The 19776-nt window shown below is 73.3% G+C and carries 12 protein-coding genes and 1 pseudogene; 5 read left to right on the top strand and 8 right to left on the bottom strand.

Features of this window, described 5'->3' with window-relative positions; all coding sequences use genetic code 11:
• Positions 1 to 37 precede the first annotated feature (37 nt).
• Entirely contained in the window at positions 38 to 3379 is a 3342-nt protein-coding gene (locus ACFYVJ_RS20040) for a BTAD domain-containing putative transcriptional regulator (protein ID WP_388893167.1), read from the top strand.
• Between the two features lie 57 nt (positions 3380 to 3436).
• Here ACFYVJ_RS20040 and ddaH read toward each other — a convergent pair whose 3' ends face one another.
• Both ddaH and ACFYVJ_RS20050 read right to left on the bottom strand, forming a co-directional pair.
• Positions 3437 to 4213 carry a dimethylargininase gene (gene ddaH, locus ACFYVJ_RS20045; protein WP_388893169.1) on the bottom strand — a complete coding sequence of 259 codons (777 nt, stop codon included), beginning with the start codon at positions 4211 to 4213 and terminating at the stop codon, positions 3437 to 3439.
• A gap of 21 nt (positions 4214 to 4234) precedes the next feature.
• Positions 4235 to 5260 carry a hypothetical protein gene (locus tag ACFYVJ_RS20050; protein ID WP_388893171.1) on the bottom strand — a complete coding sequence of 342 codons (1026 nt, stop codon included), beginning with the start codon at positions 5258 to 5260 and terminating at the stop codon, positions 4235 to 4237.
• 176 nt (positions 5261 to 5436) lie between these two features.
• On the opposite strand from ACFYVJ_RS20050, the gene ACFYVJ_RS20055 reads away from it, so the two are divergent.
• The 3 genes and pseudogenes from ACFYVJ_RS20055 (at position 5437) to ACFYVJ_RS20065 (ending at position 10138) form a co-directional block, all read left to right on the top strand.
• Positions 5437 to 7704 carry a heavy metal translocating P-type ATPase gene (locus tag ACFYVJ_RS20055; RefSeq protein ID WP_388893173.1) on the top strand — a complete coding sequence of 756 codons (2268 nt, stop codon included), beginning with the start codon at positions 5437 to 5439 and terminating at the stop codon, positions 7702 to 7704.
• A 339-nt stretch (positions 7705 to 8043) separates the two neighbouring features.
• Complete coding sequence (locus ACFYVJ_RS20060; RefSeq protein ID WP_388893175.1) at positions 8044 to 9603, top strand: AMP-binding protein; 1560 nt, start codon at positions 8044 to 8046, stop codon at positions 9601 to 9603.
• A 176-nt stretch (positions 9604 to 9779) separates the two neighbouring features.
• Positions 9780 to 10138 (top strand): annotated as a pseudogene (locus ACFYVJ_RS20065) (GNAT family N-acetyltransferase).
• 26 nt (positions 10139 to 10164) lie between these two features.
• Here ACFYVJ_RS20065 and ACFYVJ_RS20070 read toward each other — a convergent pair.
• Genes ACFYVJ_RS20070 through ACFYVJ_RS20080 form a run of 3 tightly spaced genes read right to left on the bottom strand, consistent with a single transcriptional unit; the run spans position 10165 to position 12987 of the window.
• Positions 10165 to 10833, bottom strand: coding sequence for an NADPH-dependent F420 reductase (locus tag ACFYVJ_RS20070; RefSeq protein WP_388893177.1), 669 nt, complete (start codon positions 10831 to 10833; stop codon positions 10165 to 10167).
• Positions 10830 to 11909 (bottom strand): LLM class flavin-dependent oxidoreductase, encoded by a 1080-nt coding sequence (locus ACFYVJ_RS20075; RefSeq protein ID WP_388893179.1) that lies wholly within the window; start codon positions 11907 to 11909, stop codon positions 10830 to 10832. The genes ACFYVJ_RS20070 and ACFYVJ_RS20075 overlap by 4 nt, the downstream gene beginning before the upstream one ends.
• Positions 11910 to 11952: 43 nt before the next feature.
• Positions 11953 to 12987: a DUF5996 family protein gene (locus tag ACFYVJ_RS20080; RefSeq protein ID WP_388893181.1), complete on the bottom strand. Its 1035-nt coding sequence runs from the start codon at positions 12985 to 12987 to the stop codon at positions 11953 to 11955.
• Between the two features lie 231 nt (positions 12988 to 13218).
• Here ACFYVJ_RS20080 and ACFYVJ_RS20085 point away from each other — a divergent pair, with 231 nt between their 5' ends.
• On the top strand, positions 13219 to 13686 hold the full coding sequence (locus ACFYVJ_RS20085) for a MarR family winged helix-turn-helix transcriptional regulator (protein WP_388893183.1): 468 nt from the start codon (positions 13219 to 13221) through the stop codon (positions 13684 to 13686).
• 259 nt (positions 13687 to 13945) lie between these two features.
• On the opposite strand, the gene ACFYVJ_RS20090 is transcribed toward ACFYVJ_RS20085, so the two are convergent.
• From ACFYVJ_RS20090 to ACFYVJ_RS20100, 3 genes are all read right to left on the bottom strand, one after another.
• Positions 13946 to 14818, bottom strand: coding sequence for an alpha/beta fold hydrolase (locus ACFYVJ_RS20090; RefSeq protein WP_388893185.1), 873 nt, complete (start codon positions 14816 to 14818; stop codon positions 13946 to 13948).
• Positions 14819 to 15152: 334 nt separating this feature from the next.
• Entirely contained in the window at positions 15153 to 16136 is a 984-nt protein-coding gene (locus ACFYVJ_RS20095) for a helix-hairpin-helix domain-containing protein (protein ID WP_388893187.1), read from the bottom strand.
• Positions 16133 to 19588 carry a DNA polymerase III subunit alpha gene (locus ACFYVJ_RS20100; protein ID WP_388893189.1) on the bottom strand — a complete coding sequence of 1152 codons (3456 nt, stop codon included), beginning with the start codon at positions 19586 to 19588 and terminating at the stop codon, positions 16133 to 16135. Before ACFYVJ_RS20100 ends, ACFYVJ_RS20095 begins: the two co-directional genes overlap by 4 nt.
• Between the last annotated feature and the right edge of the window lie 188 nt (positions 19589 to 19776).

Consider the following 19776-nt stretch of genomic DNA (forward strand, 5'->3'; position numbering starts at 1 on the left):
AAGCAGCTCACGACGACCGTGACCAGGGGACGGTGTGATGCGCTATCGGGTCCTCGGCAGGCTCGACGTCTGCAACGGCACGCGGTGGATCACGCTGAACGCCGCGAAGCAGCGTGCTCTGCTCGCCCATCTGCTCATCAACGCGGGCCGGTTCGTCCCCGCGGACGCGCTCATCGCGGAGCTGTGGGGCGACGACGTGCCGGATTCGGCCGCCAAGTCACTCCAGGTCTACGTGCACCGGCTGCGCCGTGCGCTGGGCGGCGACCCGGAGACGTTACACACCCGCCCCGGCGGCTACGAGCTGGCCGTCGAGCCCGACGGGACCGACGCCGCCCGGTTCGCCACCCTGGCCGCCGCCGGGCGGGCGGAGCTGGCCGACCGGCGCCCCGCCGCGGCCGTGGAGACGCTGACCGAGGCGCTGGGGCTGTGGCGCGGTCCGGCGTTCGCCGACGTGCCGGCCACCGATGCCGTACGGGCCGAGGCCGCGCGCCTGGAGGAGAACCGGCTGACGGCCTGGGAGGACCTGACCGACGCGAAGCTGGCCGTCGGCCGGCACCCCGAACTGGCCGCGGAGCTGGGCGCGCTGCTCGCGCAGCACCCGCTGCGGGAGCCGCTGTGGGGCCGGCTGATGCTGGCGCTGCACCGCGCCGGGCGGCGCTCGGACGCGCTGCGCACGTACGCGCGGGCCCGCCGGATGCTCGCGGACGAGCTGGGCGTGGAGCCGGGGGCGCAGTTGCAGGAGGTGCACGCGGCGGTGCTGGCGGGCGGTCCCGAGCCGGCGCCGCGGCCCGAGGCCGCGGAGCGGCCCGCGTACTGCCAACTGCCGGCGCGCATCCCGGACTTCGTGGGCCGGCGGGAGCAGTTGGTGCAGGTGCTGCGGTGGCTGGGACGGCCGGAGGGGGCGGCGGACCGCGAGGCCCCGGGCTTCGACGCGTGGCAGGTCGACGCGCGTCACCCCGCGCCCCGCACGGTCCTCGTCACCGGCGTCGCGGGCGCCGGCAAGTCCACGTTCGCGGTGCACGCGGCGCATCTGCTCCGCGACGCCTTCCCCGACGGCCAGTTGCACGCCGACCTGCGGACCGCGTCCGGCCACCCGGCCGACACCGGCGACGTACTGGCCTCCCTGCTCAAGACGCTCGGCATGACCGGCGCCGGCATCCCCGAGAGCCTGGAGGAGCGGGCCCGGCGCTACCGCGCCGAACTCGCCGACCGCCGCGTGCTCGTCGTGCTCGACAACGCGGGCTCCGAGCGGCAGATCCGCCCCCTGCTGCCCGGCACCGGCGACAGCGCCGTGCTCGTCACCAGCCGCGCCGCCCTCGCCGGCCTCGAAGGCGCGCTGCGCGTGGAGCTGGGCCTGCTCAGCGACGCGGAGGCGCTGGAGCTGCTGGCGCGGGCGGCCGGCGACGACCGTACCCGCCGCGACCCCGCGGTCGCCGCACGGATCGCGGCGCAGTGCGGCAACCTGCCGCTCGCACTGCGCATCGCGGGCGCCCGGCTGGCCACCAGGCGGCACCTGTCGCTGCCTCGGCTGGCGGACGCGCTGGCCGACGAGCGGCGGCGGCTGGACGAGCTGGTCGCGGGCGATCTGGAGGTACGGGCCAGCGTCACGCTGGGCTACGCGGCGCTCGACCCGGCGGCGCAGCGGGCGTTCCGGCTGCTGGGCCTGCTGGACGTGCCGACCATGCCCGGCTGGGTGGTGGCCGCGCTCCTCGGCGACGCGCCGTGCGGAGCGGCCGGAGACGAAGCGGCCGGACGCGGGACGGGCGGAAGCGACACGGTCCACGGCGGCCGCCCCCCGGCCGATCCCGCGGCCCTCGCCGAGCGGTCCCTCGACGCACTCGTCGACAACCACCTCGTCGAGGTCCACGCCTCCGACCCCGCCGCGGAACCCCGCTACCGCCTCCACGACCTCCTCCGCCTCTACGCCCGCGAGCGCGCCCACGCCCAGGAGCCGCCCGCCGAACGCGCCGCTGCCCTCGGCCGCGTCCACACCGCCTACCTCGACCTCGCCCGCCGCGCCGACGACGCCCTGTCCTCCGGCTTCTCCGGCCGCGTCAAGGTCCCGGCCCCCGGCCACAGCCCGCCTGCGGCCGAGGCGGCCCGGGTCGCGGCGGAGCCGCTGGCCTGGCTGGAGACCGAACGGACCACGCTGCGCGCCCTCGTCCGCCAGGCGGCCGACGCCGGCGACGCGGGCACCGCGTGGCGGCTGGCGGCGGCGCTGGCGGCGTTCTTCGAGTCGTCCGCGCACTTCGACGACTGGCGCGAGACGCACCGTACGGCGCTGGCGGCGGCGACCGCGGCCGGCGACCGGCTCGGCGTCGCCGTCCTGCACCGCAACCTGGGCGAGCTGGAGACCGTGCAGGACCACTACGGCGAGGCGGTGGTGGCGTTCAAGCGGTCGCTGAAGGAGTTCGCGGCGCTGGACCGCCCGCGCGCCGTCCCCCGCGCGAAGCCGGGCGACCACCCCCGCGACCCGGCCCACGACCCGGCCCGCGACGGCCGTACGGACACCGGCGGCCACCACCCCGCGGAATCCGCCGCCGCGGCGGGCCTCGGCGTGCTGCTGCGGCTGCGCGGGCAGTACGCGCAGGCCGCCGCCTGTCTGCGCCGCGGCATCGAGCGGGCCAGGGCGGGCGGCAACGTGCGGTCCGAGGCGTACGCGCGATGCGGCCTCGGCACCGTCCATCTGGAGTGCGGCGAACCGGTCGCCGCCCGGCGCGAGTTCGACCTCGCCCTGGCCCTCGCGCAACAGGACGGCTACCGGCACGGCGAGGCGTCCGCCGAGCGCAACCTCGGCCTCGCCGACCTCGCCGTCGGCCGCGTGCACGCGGCGGCGGCGCGGATGCTGCGGAGCTGCGAGCTGGCGGTGGAGAGCGGCGACCGGGTGGGCGAGGTGCACGCGCTGCAGTGGCTCGGGCATCTGACGGACGTGGCCGGGGAGCCGGCGCGCGGGGAGCGGATGCTGGACGAGAGCCTGGCGGCGTACCGGCGGTTCGGCGAGCGGTTCGGCGAGGCGCTGACGCTGCGCGCGCAGGCGGACCTGCTGCTGCACGCGCACCGGCCGGCGGAGGCCAAGGCGACGGCGCGGCAGGCGCTGTCCATCTGGCGGCACCTCGACACCCCGTACTGGACGTCGCGCACGCTCGACGTGCTCGCCGCCGCGCACGCGGCGGCGGGCGGCGCGGGGGGTGAGGTGGCGGCCGCCAGGGTACGTCGTCAGGCATCGGCTCTACGCGCGTCAGTCGGCCTGCCCGCGGCCCTCCGGGCCCCCGTCGCCGCGGGCCGCCGCCTCGGCGGCCACCTCACCCCGCCCCCGGACCCGGCCCCGTCCTTCCGCACCCCGCGCGACCCGCTGCGGGTGGCGGCGGAGAGCCGCTGAGCCCGCGCCCGGCGGCGGGAGCACCCCGCCGCCGCCGCGGCCGCGGCCGCGGCCGCCTCAGGCGTACAGGCCGCGCATGCGTACCGACAGGCAGGTCACCGAGCCTTCGAGCTTCTCGAACTCGCTGATGTCCACCGGCACCGGCGTGTAGCCCAGCTCCTCGTACAGCGCGGCCGTCTGCGGCGCGCTCGCCGCCATCAGCAGCGCCCCGCCGCCCAGCAGGATGACGTGCGCCCCTGCGGCCTCCGGCACCTCGATGCGGCCCGGGAAGAGCTCGGGTGTGTCGATCAGCCCGGCGTGGGTGGCGAAGGTGCCGTCGGGCAGGGCGGTGATGCCGGACTTCAGGTGCAGCACCCTGGTGACCGGGACGGTGACGACGCGGGCGCCGAGCGGCTCGAAGCAGGCGCGGAGCTGCCGGACGCCGTCGGTGTTGGTGCGCCCGCCGAGGCCCACGTAGATGGTGTCGCCGACCTTGAGCACGTCGCCGCCGTCGAGCGTGCCGGGCGCGTGGACCCGGTTCACGGAGCAGCGCATGAGGCTCACGGCGGCCTCGGTGCCGCGGGTCTCCGGCTTGCGGGAGTCGGCGCCGGGACGGGTGACGAGGGCGACGTTCTTGTACATCACCACCGTGTCCTCGACGAAGACCGCGTCCGGGCAGTCGTCCGCGGGCTCGACCTCGGCGGTCTCCCAGCCGTGCAGTTCGAGGGCGGCGACGTAGGACCGCCACTGGGCGAGGGCCCGGTCCGCGTCGACCGGCGTGCGGTCGATGTGCGTGACCAGGCCCTCGGCGAGACGGGGTCCGGGACGGCGTACGAGAGCTTTCCTGCTGCGCATGGAGCAGGTCTACCACGGCCGTCAGTGGCTGTGACCGCCGCCGTCCGCCTCGTCCTGCCCGCTCTCCGCGCCCTGCCCGCCGTCCGCGCCCTGCCCGCTCGCCCCGCCGCCACCGCCGCCCGCGGTGACCGTGAAGGCCGCGGTGCGCACCTCGCCGTCGTGCTTGAAGTCGAGGAACAGCCGGTACGAACCGGTGCTGGGCGCGGTCGCGGAGAACGCCACCTCGGGGCCGGGCTCCGTGCTGCCGTCGCCGGGCTCGCCGTTGGGGTGGACGTGCAGGTACGCCAGGTCCCCGGCGCGGAGCGCGACGAGGTGCCCGTACGCGCCGAGGTACGGCTGCAGGTCGGTGACCGGCTTGCCGTCCTTCTCGACGGAGAACTCCACCTCGCGGGCGGAGCCAGGCGTCAGGGCGCCGTCCAGCGTCACCTCGTACCCGTCGACGGTCGCCGTGCGCTCCGGCCCGGCGAGCGCCGCCGGGCGGTAGTCGCCGGCGACGGCGAGGTCGCCGCCCAGGGTCAGGCCGTTCTCGGGGCCGCCGGTGGGCACGAAGTCGGCGAAGACGCGGTAGTCACCGGCCTTGGGCAGCTCGACGGGCGTGCTCCAGGTGCCGGCCGCGTCGCGGACGGGGTGGAGGTGGCGGTACGTACCGAGGTCGCGGGAGGCGACGATCAGGTGCAGCTCCTTGCCGTGCTCCCGCTCGTACGAGGTCACGGGCTCGCCGTCCGCGCCGCGCACCGCGAAGCGCAGCTCGGCGGGGCTGCGGGCGTCGATCCGCCGGGTGTCCAGGTCGAGCGTGTAACCGGACTCGGAGAGCTGGAGGCCGCCCGCGGCGGGCCCGGTGTCCTCCCCGTGGCCGCCGCCGTGCCCGTCCCCCTTCTTTCCCGCTTCTTCCTTCGCGCCCGCGCCCGCGTCCGCGGCGTGGCCGCCGTGGGCCGGGGGGTCGTCCTCGTCGGCGACGGGCCCCACGGCGCTGCCGACCCCGTACGCCCCGGCGAACGCGACGGCCAGCGCACCTGCGAAGAGTCCGGCCCTGGCTGCGGTGTTCATCGCTCGCTCCTCTCGGTCGGCCCGTCGCTGCGACCGGCCTCGACACTGGCGACAATACCCCCTAGGGGTATAAAGTCAAGCGAGGGCGCCGCTTGCAATGGATACGGGTCAGGGGTATACATGGTGTCGGAGGATCTAATACCCCCTGGGGGTATAGCGAGCCACGAGGAGCAGTGATGACCACCACCACGCCTGGCAGGACGGCCGAGGTCGAACTCGCGATCGGCGGTATGACCTGCGCCTCCTGCGCCGCACGGATCGAGAAGAAGCTCAACCGCATGGAGGGCGTCGAGGCCACCGTCAACTACGCCACCGAGAAGGCCAAGGTCACCTTCGCCGGCGACGTGGCGGTCGACGACCTGATCGCCACCGTCGAACGTACCGGTTACACCGCCGCACCGCCCGCCCCCGCGGGCCCGGCCGCGGGCGACGGCACGGCGGACGGCACCGGCGGGCAGGACCCGCCGGACGAGCTGCGGACGCTGCGGCAGCGGCTCTTCGGCTCCCTGGCGCTGTCGGTGCCGGTGATCGCGATGGCGATGGTCCCCGCCCTGCAGTTCGAGTACTGGCAGTGGCTCTCGCTCACGCTGGCCGCACCGGTGGTGGTCTGGGGCGCCTGGCCGTTCCACAAGGCCGCCTGGACCAACGCGCGGCACGGCGCCGCCACCATGGACACGCTGATCTCGGTCGGTACGACCGCGGCGTTCCTCTGGTCGCTGTGGGCGCTGTTCTTCGGCACCGCGGGCGAGCCCGGCATGACCCACCCCTTCGAGCTGACCATCGCCCGCGGCGACGGCTCCGGCAACATCTACCTCGAAGCCGCGGCCGGCGTGACGACGTTCATCCTCGCCGGGCGGTACTTCGAGGCGAAGTCCAAGCGGAAGGCGGGCGCGGCGCTGCGCGCGCTGATGGAGCTGGGCGCCAAGGAGGTCGCGGTGCTGCGGGACGGCCGCGAGGAGCGGGTGCCCGTGGACCGGCTCGCGGTCGGTGACCGCTTCGTGGTCCGGCCCGGCGAGAAGATCGCCACCGACGGCACCGTCGTCGAGGGCGCCTCCGCCGTCGACGCCTCGATGCTCACCGGCGAGTCCGTGCCGGTGGAGGTCACCGTCGGCGACGCCGTCACCGGCGCCACCGTCAACGCCGGCGGCCGGCTGGTCGTGGAGGCCACCCGGGTCGGCTCGGACACCCAACTGGCGCGGATGGCCCGCCTGGTCGAGGACGCCCAGAACGGCAAGGCCGCCGTGCAGCGGCTCGCCGACCGGATCTCCGGCATCTTCGTGCCCGTCGTCATCGCGCTGTCCCTGGGGACCCTCGGCTTCTGGCTCGGTACGGGCGACGGGATCGCCGCCGCCTTCACCGCCGCGGTCGCCGTCCTGATCATCGCCTGCCCCTGCGCCCTGGGCCTGGCCACGCCGACCGCCCTCATGGTCGGCACCGGCCGCGGCGCGCAGCTCGGCATCCTGATCAAGGGCCCCGAGGTGCTGGAGTCGACCCGCAAGGTCGACACCGTCGTCCTGGACAAGACCGGGACCGTGACCACCGGCACCATGACCCTGCACGCGGTGCACACCGCGGGCGGCGAGGACGAGGAGACGGTGCTGCGGCTCGCGGGCGCGCTGGAGCACGCCTCCGAGCACCCCATCGCCCAGGCGGTGGCCGCGGCGGCGACCGACCGCCTCGGTACGCTGCCGGTGCCCGAGGACTTCGCCAACGTGCCCGGCCTCGGCGTCCAGGGCATCGTCGAGGGCCACGCGGTCCTCGTCGGGCGGCAGCAGCTCCTCGCGGAGTGGGCGATCACGCTGCCCGCGGAACTCGCCGCGGCCAAGGAGCGGTCCGAGCAGGCCGGGCGCACCGCGATCACGGTCGCCTGGGACGGCGAGGCCCGCGCCCTCCTCGAAGTCGCCGACGCGGTCAAGCCCACCAGCGCGCAGGCCATCAAGCGGCTGCGGGACCTGGGGCTGACCCCGATCCTGCTCACCGGCGACAACACGGCCGTCGCGAAGACCGTCGCCGCCGAGGTCGGCATCGACGAGGTCATCGCGGAGGTCCTCCCCGAGGACAAGGTCGACGCGGTCAAGCGGCTGCAGGCCGAGGGCCGTACGGTCGCGATGGTCGGGGACGGCGTCAACGACGCCGCCGCCCTCGCCCAGGCCGACCTGGGCCTGGCCATCGGCACCGGCACCGACGCCGCGATCGAGGCCGCCGACCTCACCCTGGTCACCGGCGACCTGCGGGCCGCACCGGACGCCATCCGGCTCGCCCGCTCGACCCTGTCCACCATCAAGACCAACCTCGCCTGGGCGTTCGGCTACAACACCGCCGCCCTCCCCCTCGCCGCCGCGGGCCTGCTCAACCCGATGCTCGCGGGCGCGGCGATGGCCTTCTCCTCCGTCTCGGTCGTCGCCAACAGCCTCCGGCTGCGGCGCTTCCGGCCGCTGGGCTGACGGCTGCGGGACCGGGGAACTGGAGCGCCGCGCCGCCCGACGGGCCGACAGGGCCCGTACGGGCGGCGCGGCGTTTCCGCGTGGCCTGCGGGCGGCTGGAGGCACCGGGCGTCGGGGCGTTGCGCCTCTCCGCCGGACGCTTCCGCTCCTGTCCCCGCCCCGGGCGTCGCCGCCCTGCGAAGGGCACTGAGTCGACCGCGCCCCGGCAGCTCCGCCACGGCCGCCCCGCGGCATACGCTCGTACGCGAGCCGCGGGTCGCGGCGACGGGTTACGGTGCCCTCCGCTAAGGCGCGGCAGCAGGTGCGGCGCGGGCTGAGGGGGAGGAAGGCGTCGTGGGGATGCGGGAGACGGAAGAGTCGCGGGAGTCCGGGGCGCCGCGGGCGGCGGCGTGGGAGCTGTTCCCGGCGCTGCGGGCCGCGCCGGAGCGGGTCGCGCTGCGCTTCGGCGGCACCGTCCTGACGTACGGCGAACTGGCCGCGGCGGCGGACGGCGTCGCCCGGCGGCTGGGGAGCGCCCGGCGGGCGGCGGTCTGGGCGACGCCGGAGCCCGCGACCGCGGTGGCGGTGACGGGGGCGCTGGTGGCGGGCGTGGCGGCGGTGCCGCTCAACCCCCGTACCGGGGTGCGGGAACTGGCGCACATCGTGGCCGACAGCGATCCGGAACTGGTGCTCGCGGCGCCCGGGGCGGAGCTGCCGGAGGCGCTGGCGGGGGTCGCGCGGGTGGACGTGGCGGCGGCCTCCGGGCCCCCCGGTTCCGAACCCGCGTCCGCGAGCCCCCGGCCCACGACCGCACCCGCGCCGCCCGGCACGGCCTCCCCCGGCCCGGGAACCCCCGGGCTCGTCGTCTACACCTCCGGCACGACCGGGCCGCCCAAGGGCGTCGTCCTGCCGCAGCGGGCGCTGGCCGCGACCCTCGACGACCTCGCGGAGGTCTGGGGCTGGACCGAACGGGACACGGTGGTGCACGCGCTGCCGCTGTTCCACGTGCACGGGCTGGTCCTCGGCGTGCTGGGCCCGCTGCGCCGCGGCGGCGCCGTGCACCACGTGGGGCGGTTCGCGCCGGAGACGGTGGCGGCGGCGCTGACCGCGGGCGGCACGATGCTGTTCGGGGTGCCGACGATGTACCACCGGCTGGCCGGCGCCCTCGACGCCGAGCAGGAGGTCGCGCCCGGGGCACCGTCCGGTACGCCCCTGGCCGCCGCCCTCGCCCGCGCCCGGCTGCTGGTCTCCGGCTCCGCCGCGCTGCCGGCGGCCGACCACCGCCGGCTCACCGCCGCGACCGGCCGCCGGGTCGTGGAGCGCTACGGCATGACGGAGACGCTGATGAACACCAGCGTCCGCCCCGGCGACCCGGACGCCACCGGCAGCGTCGGCGTGCCCCTGCCGTCCGTCGCCGCCCGGCTCGTCGACGACGCGGGGGCGGAACTCACCGCGTACGACGGGGAGACGGTCGGCGAGATCGAGGTCCGCGGCCCGAACCTCTTCACCGGCTACCTCAACCGCCCCGAGGCGACCGCGGCCGCCTTCCGCGACGGCTGGTTCCGCACCGGCGACATGGCCGTACGGGACGCGGCCGGCCGCTTCCGCATCGTCGGCCGCCGCGCCACCGACCTCATCAAGTCAGGCGGCTACAAGATCGGCGCCGGGGAGATCGAGAACGCGCTGCTGGAGCACCCGGCCGTCGCAGAGGCGGCGGTCACCGCCGAGCCGGACCCGGACCTGGGCGAGCGCATCGTCGCCTGGGTGGTCCCGGAAGGTACGGCGCCGCCCGCCGCGGAGCTGTCGTCGTACGTGGCCGACCACCTGGCTCCGCACAAGCGCCCCCGTAAGATCCACTTCCTCGACGCCCTCCCCCGCAACGACATGGGCAAGGTCCTCAAGCGCGCCCTGGGCGACTGACCGCACGAGGAGTTCACCCCCGCGCCCGCGACCGGAACCTGTCGCGGGAGCCCCCGGCACTCGGAATCCGGTGGCCTCTACGTGCCATGAAGCGGCGGCACGGGGTGCTTGCTCGTGATCGACACACCGCGCCGGAACCCGCCGATCCGTTGACCTCCCTGACGAAAGGCACACCCATGAGCGAGTCCTCCACCACCACGGTCGTCAAGCGTGTGGACGCCGATCGCCGGTACGAGATCCTGGTCGACGGCCAACGCGCGCCGGTCTGACCGCCTACCGTGACCTCGGCGTGCAACGCGTCTTCTTCCACACGGAGATAGGCGCGGCCTTCGCCGGCCGAGGACTGGGCCCGCAGTTGGTCCAGCAGGCACTCGCCGACGTGCGGGCATCCGGGATGCGGATCGTCGCGGTCTGCCCCTACGTCGCCAAGTTCCTCAAGCGACACGACGAGTTCGCGGACATCACCGACCCGGTCACGCCCGACGTCCTGCAGTGGCTGAAGGCACAACTCGACTGCGCGTCCCCTGGCTCTTAACAGGGAAACCGGAGAGGACACTTCTGCTACGAGTGCTCGACAAGTCTTGTCGGGGCTGGGGTGGCGGTAAGGAGGCGGAGGCGGTCGGCGTCGACATTGACTCCGAAGGCGGGGGTTCCGGGTTCGAGCCGGACGCCCGCCGCCAGGTCGCCGATGGCGAGTGGGTCGAACCCGAGAGTGTCGATCAGCGCCGACACGACGGCGAGATCCTCGGGCGAGTCACCGGCGATCGCGATGGCCTTGCGTCCGGGGCCGCCCGCTGGACGGGCCCCGTCTTCGAGGTCGTGGTAGCCCATGTGGTTGAGGGCCTTCACGACGCGTGCGCCCGTCAGGAACCGCTGCACGGCTTCGCTCGACGAGGCGCCGGGCGGGAGGATCGCGTCGCGGGGGCCGTCGACCTCCCACCAGTGGTTCATCGCGTCGACAACCAGCTTTCCCGCCAGCTTCCGGACCGGGAGGTCGCGGTGTCTGCCGAGCGGGAGGGCCAGGACCACCGCGTCGGCGGCGTCAGCCGCCTGGGCCGGCCACACGGCGGTCGCTCCGGGGGTGAGGATCTTGGCGGTAAGCGCGATCCTGGCGGGGTCACCGGACCCGGAGATCAGGACCCGGTAGCCGGCGGCGACCGCCAGGCGTGCCAGGACGGTGCCGACTTTCCCGGCTCCCAGGATCCCGATCGTCGTGACGGGGCTGGTCATCGCGTCGCTTCCGCCGTGGCCGCGGGCTGCTCGGTGAGAAGTTCGCGGACCCGAGGGATGACTCGGGTGCCGTACAGCTCGACCGAACGCAGGCGCGCGGAGGCCGAGACCGTGCCGGCGGCGGAGTAGATCATGTCGAACCGGCCCGCGCTCAGTACCCGGATGGCACGGGCGATCTTGGCCGCGACCGTCTCGACCGAGCCGACATACAGCGACCCGCGGTCCACCTCGGCGTCGAACTCCTTCCGGCTGAGCGGCGGCCAGCCGCGCTGCGCCCCGATCCGGTCGCGGATGTCCCTGTACCCGGGGTAGAAGAGCTCCTTGGCTTCTTCGTCGGTGGAGGCCACGAAGCCGGGCGAGTGCATCCCGATCGGCTGCGCGATCGTGCCGAACTCCTCGCTCGCCTTGCGGTACAGAGCCACGTAGGGAGCGAATCGGTCAGGGGCGCCGCCGATGATCGCGAGCATGAGCCCGAAGCCGTATTGCGCCGTGCGGAGCACGGAGTTCGGTGTCCCGCCGACTCCTACCCAGGTCTTGAGGCGTCCCGAATCGGTCTTCGGGTACACGTCTGCGCGGTGCAGGGCGGCGCGCGTGGTGCCTTCCCAGGTGACCGGCTTCTCGTCCAGGAGTCGGTGGAAGAGTTCGATCTTCTCCTCGAACAGCACGTCGTAGTCCTTCAGGTCGTACCCGAACAGGGGGAACGACTCGGTGAAGGAACCACGGCCGAGGATCACCTCGGCGCGGCCGGCGGAGAGTGCGTCGACGGTGGCGAACCGCTGGAACACCCGCACCGGGTCGTCGGACGACAGCACCGTCACGCCCGAGGAGAGCCTGATGCGCTTGGTGACCGTCGCGATGCCCGCCAGCACTGTCTCGGGGCTGGAGATCGCGTACTCAGGCCGGTGGTGCTCGCCCAACGTGACGATGTCGATGCCGGCCTGGTCGGCGAGGACCGCTTCGGTCACCGCGGCGCGGATCGCCTGCGCGTGCGAGACGATCACGCCCCGGTCGTTTCGGGGCCGGTCTCCGAAGCTGTCGATACCGAACTCGATTTGCGAAACATCCGTCGTGTTCACGTCGCTCAGCGCTTTCGTCGTGTCGGTGTGTGGCGGTGCGTGGTCACTCGGAGTCCCGCCGGCGCGAAGTAGTGCCGTCCCACCGGAAGGGGTCGTCTTCCAGGGCGGAGCGGTCCCACTGTCCGCGCACCGCGGCGGCCTCGTAGGTCGTGTGAAGAAACTCGGCGACAGCACGGTCAGGGTCGGGCGCGGCGCGGACGGCCTCGTAGGGCAGAAGGAACTGCTTGAACTCGGAACTGAAGTAGGCGCCCTCGGGGCCGACCGGATAATCGGCGAACCCGTCGGGTTCGGGGTAGGCGTAGGCGTAGAAGGCGCCTTCCTCTCCCCCGCCGGGCCAGAACCCGCAGCTCGACAGTTCCCGGGAGTAGCCCTCGACCATGACCCAGTCCCCGCAGTTGGGTGCGCCGCCGGGGTGCAGAGGAGCCGATCGCCCGGAGAAACGGGTGCAGGCGAGATCCATCGCTCCCCAGAAGAAGTGCACCGGGCTGACCTTGCCGACGAAGTGCGAACGGAACTCGCCCATGACCCGGTTCGCCTGCAAGAGCTGGCGCCAGAACAGGGCGGCCGCTTCACCGTCGTAGGAGGCGTGGTCATGGTCCTCGGCGAAGGGGATCGCCGGCTCGACCTCGTTGGGGTACGGGTGGATCGGGGCCTCGATCCCCAGCTCGTCGAGCGTGTGCAGGATCCGGGTGTAGAACTCGGCGACCGGCATGGGCCGGAGCGGGAAGCTGCGCGTGCCGCCGTCGCTGCTGCGGACTTCGAGCCGGTGGCCGACGAAGTCGAATTCGATCTCGAAGGCCCCGGCGCGGTACGGGACGGTCGAGGTCGTCAACCCACGAGAGCTGACGTACAAGGTCACCTGCCACCAGTGGTTGACCAGGGGTGCGTGGGCCATCCGGATCTTGCCGACGATCTGGGTCCACATGTGCAGGGTGTCGCGGGTGGCGGTCCAGTCCGAGACCCGGAGGCCCGGCCAGCTCGTCGTCGGTGTGGCCGTCGCGACGCCCGCCACCTCGGACCCTCCGTCGGCGCGGGCCTCGTAGCGCTTCGCCTCGGGCACATCGCTCGCTTCCGTCATGTGTCCTCCTCCTGGGCCTGATCCCGCGCGGCTCGACGGAATCCCGTCCGCCGGGAATCAGCCTAGCTCCATTAGGTTGATACATCAACTTTTGCCGAGGCGACCGCGGTCGCGCTGCAACCAGACCGGTCTCCGTTCACGACGTCCGGCCGAAGTCTGCAGGTCAGCAGGAGTGCGGCGGAGGGGTCAGCCCGCACGGCGCCACGATTCGAGGTTCAGTAGACTGCCTTCATGGAGGCACCGCCGCGCTGGCTCGACCCGGAAGAGAAGGCTGCCTGGGAAAGCTTCATCCGTATGCAGGAGAAGCTCATCGGACGGCTGTCCCGCCGCATTCACGCCGACTCCGGAATGTCCGCCTCCGACTATCTCGTGCTCGTCAACCTCACCGAAAGAAGCAGCGGCCGGATGCGCTTCCTGGATCTGGCCAAACTCGTGGAGTGGGAGAAGAGCCGAATGTCCCACCAGGTCACGCGGATGGCGAAACGCGGGCTCGTGACCAAGGAAGAATGCCCCGAAGACGGACGCGGAGCATTCATCGTCGCCACTCCGGCCGGCTACAAGGCGATCGAAGAGGCCGCACCCCAGCACGTCGAGCACGTCCGCCGGCTGTTCATCGACGCCCTGACCCCGAACCAGCTCAGCACGCTCACCCGGATCTCCAAGCGGGTCCTGGACCACATGGAGAAGCAGCCGGACTGACCGGGCGGGGGACGCGACTGCCCGGATCACGGGAGGTCAGCCCCGCACCGGCCCGGCGGGACGTCCTGATGCGCGGGCCGCCGGCCGGGGTCACGACGGACGCGCTCACCGCTGCACCGCCGGCCGGGGAGCCGAGGCCAGGAATCCCGCGGGTCCCGCCAAGCGCCGGATCCCGAGCACGGACGGCCGCTGCCGCCCGCCGGCCCTGATCGTCACTCCAGTTCAGCGGGCGGACTGCACCATCTCGGCAGCAACCGGCCTATGAAGATGGCCTTCCGGCCTCGTCGCCGGTCCAGCCGAGGAAGGAGCGCAAGGCTGAATCGACCTCGTCTGCGTGCGTCCAGAGCAACCCGTGCGGTGCGCTCTCGATTTCCACGTACTGCGCCTCGGGCAGGTCCTGCCGGAAGCGGCGGGCGGTGGCGTCGATGGGGAGGATCTTGTCAGCCGTGCCGTGCAGGATCAGAGCGGGCTTGCCGCTGTCGCGAACCGCTTCGACGTCGGCGCGGAAGTCTTCGATCCAGGCGGAGACGACGGCGTAGGCCGCCACCGGGGCACTCGACGTCGCCACGTGCCAGCTCGCGGTGACGGCCTCCTGGCTGATCCGGCTGCCGAGGTTCTCCTCAAGGTCGTAGAAGTCCGAGAAGAACTGCGTGTACCAGGCGTACCGGTCCCCCTTCGCCGCTGCCTCGATTCCGTCGAAGACCTTCTGCGGCACGCCCTCGGGATTGTCGTCCCGGGCGACGAGGAAAGGCTCCAGCGAGGCCAGGAACGCCAGCTTGGCGACCCTTTCATGGCCGAATCGCGAGACGTAGCGGGCGACCTCTCCCGTACCCATCGAGAAGCCCACCAGGACGGCGTCCCGAAGGTCGAGCGTCTCCAGCACGGTGTTCAGGTCCGCGGCGAAGGTGTCGTAGTCATACCCGGAGTTCACCTTCGACGACTTGCCGAAGCCCCGGCGGTCGTAGGTGATGACGCGGTATCCGGCGGCCAGGAGGGTGCGCGTCTGGCGTTCCCAACTGTGGCCGTTCAGTGGATATCCATGGATGAGGACGACGGGCTGACCCGCGCCCTGGTCCTCGTAGTAGAGCTCGACCGGGGTGGTGTTTTCATTCCCTACGGTGATGTATCCCATGTGCTGGTCCCTTGTGAGTCGCCGTGTTACGGAGCTTCGCGTACGCGGGCCTCAGGCTGCGCACCGAAGTCCCGGTGCCGGCGGCGGGCCGGCAACGGGCCGGCCCGCCGGCAGCCCGCCATATTTGGTTGACACGACACCTAAACTAGCGGTGCGATCGTTGAACTGTCAACTAGCGCTGTGGCCGGACAGGTTCGCGGGCCCGGCGGTCGTGGCGGCCGGATGCGAGGTGACTCCGATGGGGCCCGGCGGCCCAGCCCGTCCGTGTGCGCTCGCCGGCCCGCGGCGCGTCCGGGACCCCGCGGAGGAGACGGCTTGGTGCCGGCGGGCCCGGTTACGCCGCCCCGGTCGCGGCCGCTCCTGCGGGGTGTACCGCATCGGGGCCGAAGCGGGCGCGGGCGCGGTCGGCGGCGGCTTCGATGCGGCGGGCACGTTCGTCGGACGAGTCGAAGGTCAACTGGCGGGTGGCGAGTTCCGCGGCGATCAACTCCTCGGCGCGCAGCGTCATCGCGCGGACGCGGGCGCGTTGCAGGCCGAGGCGGTCGTGGAGGTCGTAGGCGAGGGCGGTGAGCGCCTGGGTGTGGGCGGTGGGTTCGGCGACTTTGCGGGTGCGAGTGGTCATGGAGCGATCGGCGTAGCGGACCGTCAGAGTGAGGGCGCGGGTCACCTGCTTCTCGGTGCGCAGTTGCAGGCCGAGGCGGTCGGTGAGGGCGAGGAGGGCGGCGCGCCGGCGGTCGCGGTCCAGTTCGTCGTGGCCGAAGCGGTGCTCGGCGGTCAGGGAGCGCGCCGGGGCGGCCGGGGTGACCGGGGTCGGGTCGATGCCGCGGGCCGCGTTGTGCAGCCGGCGGCCGGCGGTGGCGCCGAGGATGCGCTGCAGGGTGCCGAGGGGGGCGTCCGCGATCCGGGCGACGCTGTCCAGGCCGTAACTGCACAGGGTACGGGCGGTCTTCGGGCCCACGCCGTGCAGAGCGGCGACCGGTTTGCGGGCGAGGAACGCGGCGACGGCGTCCAGGTCGTCGGGCAGGACGCGTACCGCCGAGGGCGGGCCGTCGGCGGCGACCATCCGGGCCAGCATCGGGTTCGCGGCGACGCCGGCCGTGGAGCGTATGCCGTACAGCCCGCCGGTGCGCGCCCGGATCCGCTCGGCGAGCGCCACCGCGTCCACCCCGAAGTAGCGCAGGCTGCCGCCCACGTCGGCGAGGGCGGCGTCCGGCGGCAGCGCCTGGACGACCGGCGTGTACTCGGCGAGCAGGGACAGGAGATGCGCGTACACCTCCTCGGCGATGCCGCCGTGGAAGTGGATGTAAAGCACGTTCATCCCGCGCTCCCCGGGCTCTGGTGCCACAACTTGCGGCTGTTCTTCGTGGACTCACCCGGTGGCTGGAGATCGGCCCAGGGGTGGAGTTCGTAACCCGTCTCCATCCGGATGCTGCGGCCGCCCTCCGCGGTCGAGGGCGCGGGGCCGGATTCCGTCAGCCGTTCGGTCACCGCGGGCAGTCCGCCGCTGCGGTGCAGCTCGGCCAGCTCCGCAAGGTCCCAGGCGGCAGAGCCGACGACGGAGAGCGCCTTGCCGTTGCCGCCGCCGCGGCGCTGGACGACGCCACGGACGAGCAGCAGCCAGGAGTGGAAGACGGTGTGCGCGCAGGCGTCGTGGCTGTCCTCGAAGAACGCGCAGTCCACCAGTCCCGCCGTGTCGTCGAGGGTGGTGAAGATGACGCGCTTGCCGGAGCGGATCGGCGGTGTCTGAGTGGCGCCCTTGGCGCCCGCGACCAGCACGATCTGCCCGTGCTCGGCCTCTCGTAGCTGCCTGGCGGAGACCACTCCCAGTTGCCGGAGCAGTTCCCTGTGGTCGCTCATCAGATGCCGGGAGGTGTCCATGCCCAGCACACCCAGCTCGGCGCCGAGCCGCTCGGCGTCGTTCAGATCCGGCAGGTGGGCGGGGGCTACCGGGTCCGCACCTTCCGTGCCGCCGTCCAGGGACATCTGCCCCTGGGATGCCGCCCTGCTCTGGCCTCGCTGGAGCTCGGCGATGTGCAGGAGCAGGTCGCGGCGGTTCCTGCCGAAGCGGTCCAACGCGCCGACCTGCGCGAGCCGTTCGGCGACCGGCCGCGACGGGCGGGCGCGGGAGACGAAGTCCTGCAGCGAGACGTACGGGCGCTCCGCGACGATCCGCCCGGCCTCGGTCTCGCTCATCCCGTGCACGTCGCACAGGGCGAGCCGGATGCCGTATTGCCGATCATCAGACACCAGTTCGACTCTGTAGGCGGAGTCCGACACGTTCACGTCCAGCGGCAGGATCGTCACCCCCCACCGCCGCGCGTCCGCCAGCAGCAGCCGCTTGGGGTACATCCCCGGGTCGTGCGTGAGCAGCCCGGCGTAGAAGGCCGCCGGATGATGCGCCTTGAGCCAGGCCGACTGGTACGAAGGCACGGCGAAGGCCACCGCGTGCGCCTTGCAGAAGCCGTACGCGCCGAACGCCTCGACGATCTCCCAGGTGCGCGCGACCACCTCCGGCTCGTAGCCGAGCCGCCGCGCCTGCTCCTCGAACCACGCCTTCACCCGCGGCACCTGGTCGCCGCTGGACAGGGCGCGGCGGGCGTAGTCGCCGAAGGCGAGGGTGCAGCCGGTCATCACCCGGAAGATCTTGATGATCTGCTCGTGGAAGACGACCACCCCGTACGTTTCACGCAGGGCCGGCTCGAGCCTCTCGTGCGGATAGCGCGGCGACTGCCGCCCGTGCCGGGCCTTGATGAACGGGTCGACCATGTTCGCGGCGACCGGCCCCGGCCTGAACAGCGAGATGTCGACGACCAGGTCATGGAACGTCTCCGGCTGCAGCCGGGCGATCAAATCCCGCTGCCCGGGCGACTCGGTCTGGAAGCAGCCCAGGGTTTCGGACGATTTGATGAGCTGGTACGTCTTCGGATCGTCCGTCGGCAGCCCGTCCATGTCGAGGCGCTCTCCGGCGGTGTGCTCGACCTCCGCCACGGCGTGCGCGATCGCCGACTGCATGCGCACCCCCAGGACGTCGAGCTTGAGCAGCCCCATGTCCTCGACGTCCTCCTTGTCGAACTGGGACATCGGGAAGCCCTCGCCGCTCGTCGGCACGACGGGGGTGCGGCGCAACAGCGTGTCGTCGGAGAGCAGGACGCCGCACGGATGCATGGCGATGCCGCGCGGCAGCGCGTCCAGGGCCTCGACCAGGTCCCACATCTGCGGGCCGTACGCCTCGGGGTCGATGCCGCGCAGTTCGGGCAGTTCGGTGAGGGCGGCGCGGGCGTCGCGTGCACGAATATGCGGAAACGATTTTGCAAGCCGGTTGACCACGTCCGGGTCCAGCCCGAGCGCCAGGCCGACATCGCGTACGGCATGGCGCACCCGGTAGGTCTCGGGCATGGAGACGGTCGCCACCCGTTCCGGGCCGAACCGGTCCAGGATCGTGCGGTAGACCTCCAGCCGGCGGGCCGACTCCACGTCGATGTCGATGTCGGGCAGTTCGGTGCGCTGGACCGACAGGAACCGCTCCATCAGCAGGTCGTGCTCGACCGGGTCCGCGGTCGCGATGTTCAGAAGGTGGTTGACCAGCGATCCGGCGCCGGAGCCCCGTGCGGCGACCCGGATGCCGAGCGCGCGGGTGTCCTCGACGACCTGGGCGACGGTGAGGAAGTACGAGGCGAAGCCCTTGCGGCTGATCAGGTTCATCTCCTCGTCGAGCCGCTTCCAGTACGCGCGCCTGCGGTCGTAGCGCCTGAGGACCATCGCCGCGTCGCACCTGGAGCGCAGCACCCGCTCCGGGGTGCGGCGGTGGGCACCGACCAGCCGCGGTTCGGGAAAGTGGACGTGGCCCAGGCGCAGATCGTCCTCCGGGTCCACCGCGCAGGCGGCGGCGGTCTCGGCGGTGACCTCCATCAGCCGCTGGGCGGTACGCCTGGTGTAGCCCGCGGCCTCCGCCACCTGCTGGGCGATCTGCGCCATCTCGGCGGCGGGCTTGAGCCAGCGCTCGCCGCTGTCGCGTTCGCCGCGGGGATCGATCGGGACGAGACGGCGTGCGGAGTCCAGCACGTCCGCGACCGGGCCCATGCCGGGGTCGGCGTAGCGGACGGCGTTGGTCAGCACGGGGGCGACGCCCTGGTCGGCGGCGAAGCCGAGGGTGCGGGCCGCCAGCCGCAGCGAGCCGAAGCCGGTGCCGGCACGGCCGTGGCTGACGACCTCCAGGCGCAGCGCGTCACCGTACCGCTCCCGCCAGGGCGCCAGCAGCCGGGCGGCGCGGTCGGGGCGGCCGGCGGCCAGCGCGCGGCCGACGTCGGAGTGCGGACCGAGCAGCACGATGACGCCCTCACCGCCCAGGGCGTCCCAGGGCAGCAGGGGCTTGGCGGCGGGCGCCTGCCCGGCTCCGGTCGCCGCATGCGCGACGGTGACCAGGCGGCACAGCTCGGCCCAGCCGCGCGCCCCGTCCCGGGCGAGGAAGAGCACACGCTGCGCCGTCTCGTCCACGAACGCACCTCCGCGCACGGGGGTACGGCGGCGCTCGGTCAGGCTCACGGCCTCGGGCTGCTCGACCGCGGCCAGGTCCACGCCCAGCACCGGGCGCACCCCCGCCTTGCCGGCGGCCTTGGCGAACCGCACGGCACCGCCGAGGGTGTCCCGGTCGGTCAGCGCCACGGCGTCCATCCCCCGCTCGGAGGCCCGCTCCGCCAGCACGTGCGGATGCGAGGCGCCGTACCGCATGGAGAAGCCGGAGACGGCGCGCAGATGCGTAAATCCCCGCATTCGCGCCGCCTCGCCAACACCGACCCGCACCTCCGCTTCTGGCGCTTCACCTGGTGTTTCGTGAAGCGTGGAGACCACACTAAACGAAAATCGCACTGCTGTGCGATTCAAGCGGAGAGGGGGCCCTCGGCGCGCGCCGGCGGCGGACGCCCGCCGGCGCGGCACCCCGTTTCCGCCGCGCGCTCCGG

The sequence above is a fragment of the Streptomyces sp. NPDC004134 genome (assembly GCF_042874195.1).
Classification (GTDB): Bacteria; Actinomycetota; Actinomycetes; order Streptomycetales; family Streptomycetaceae; genus Streptomyces.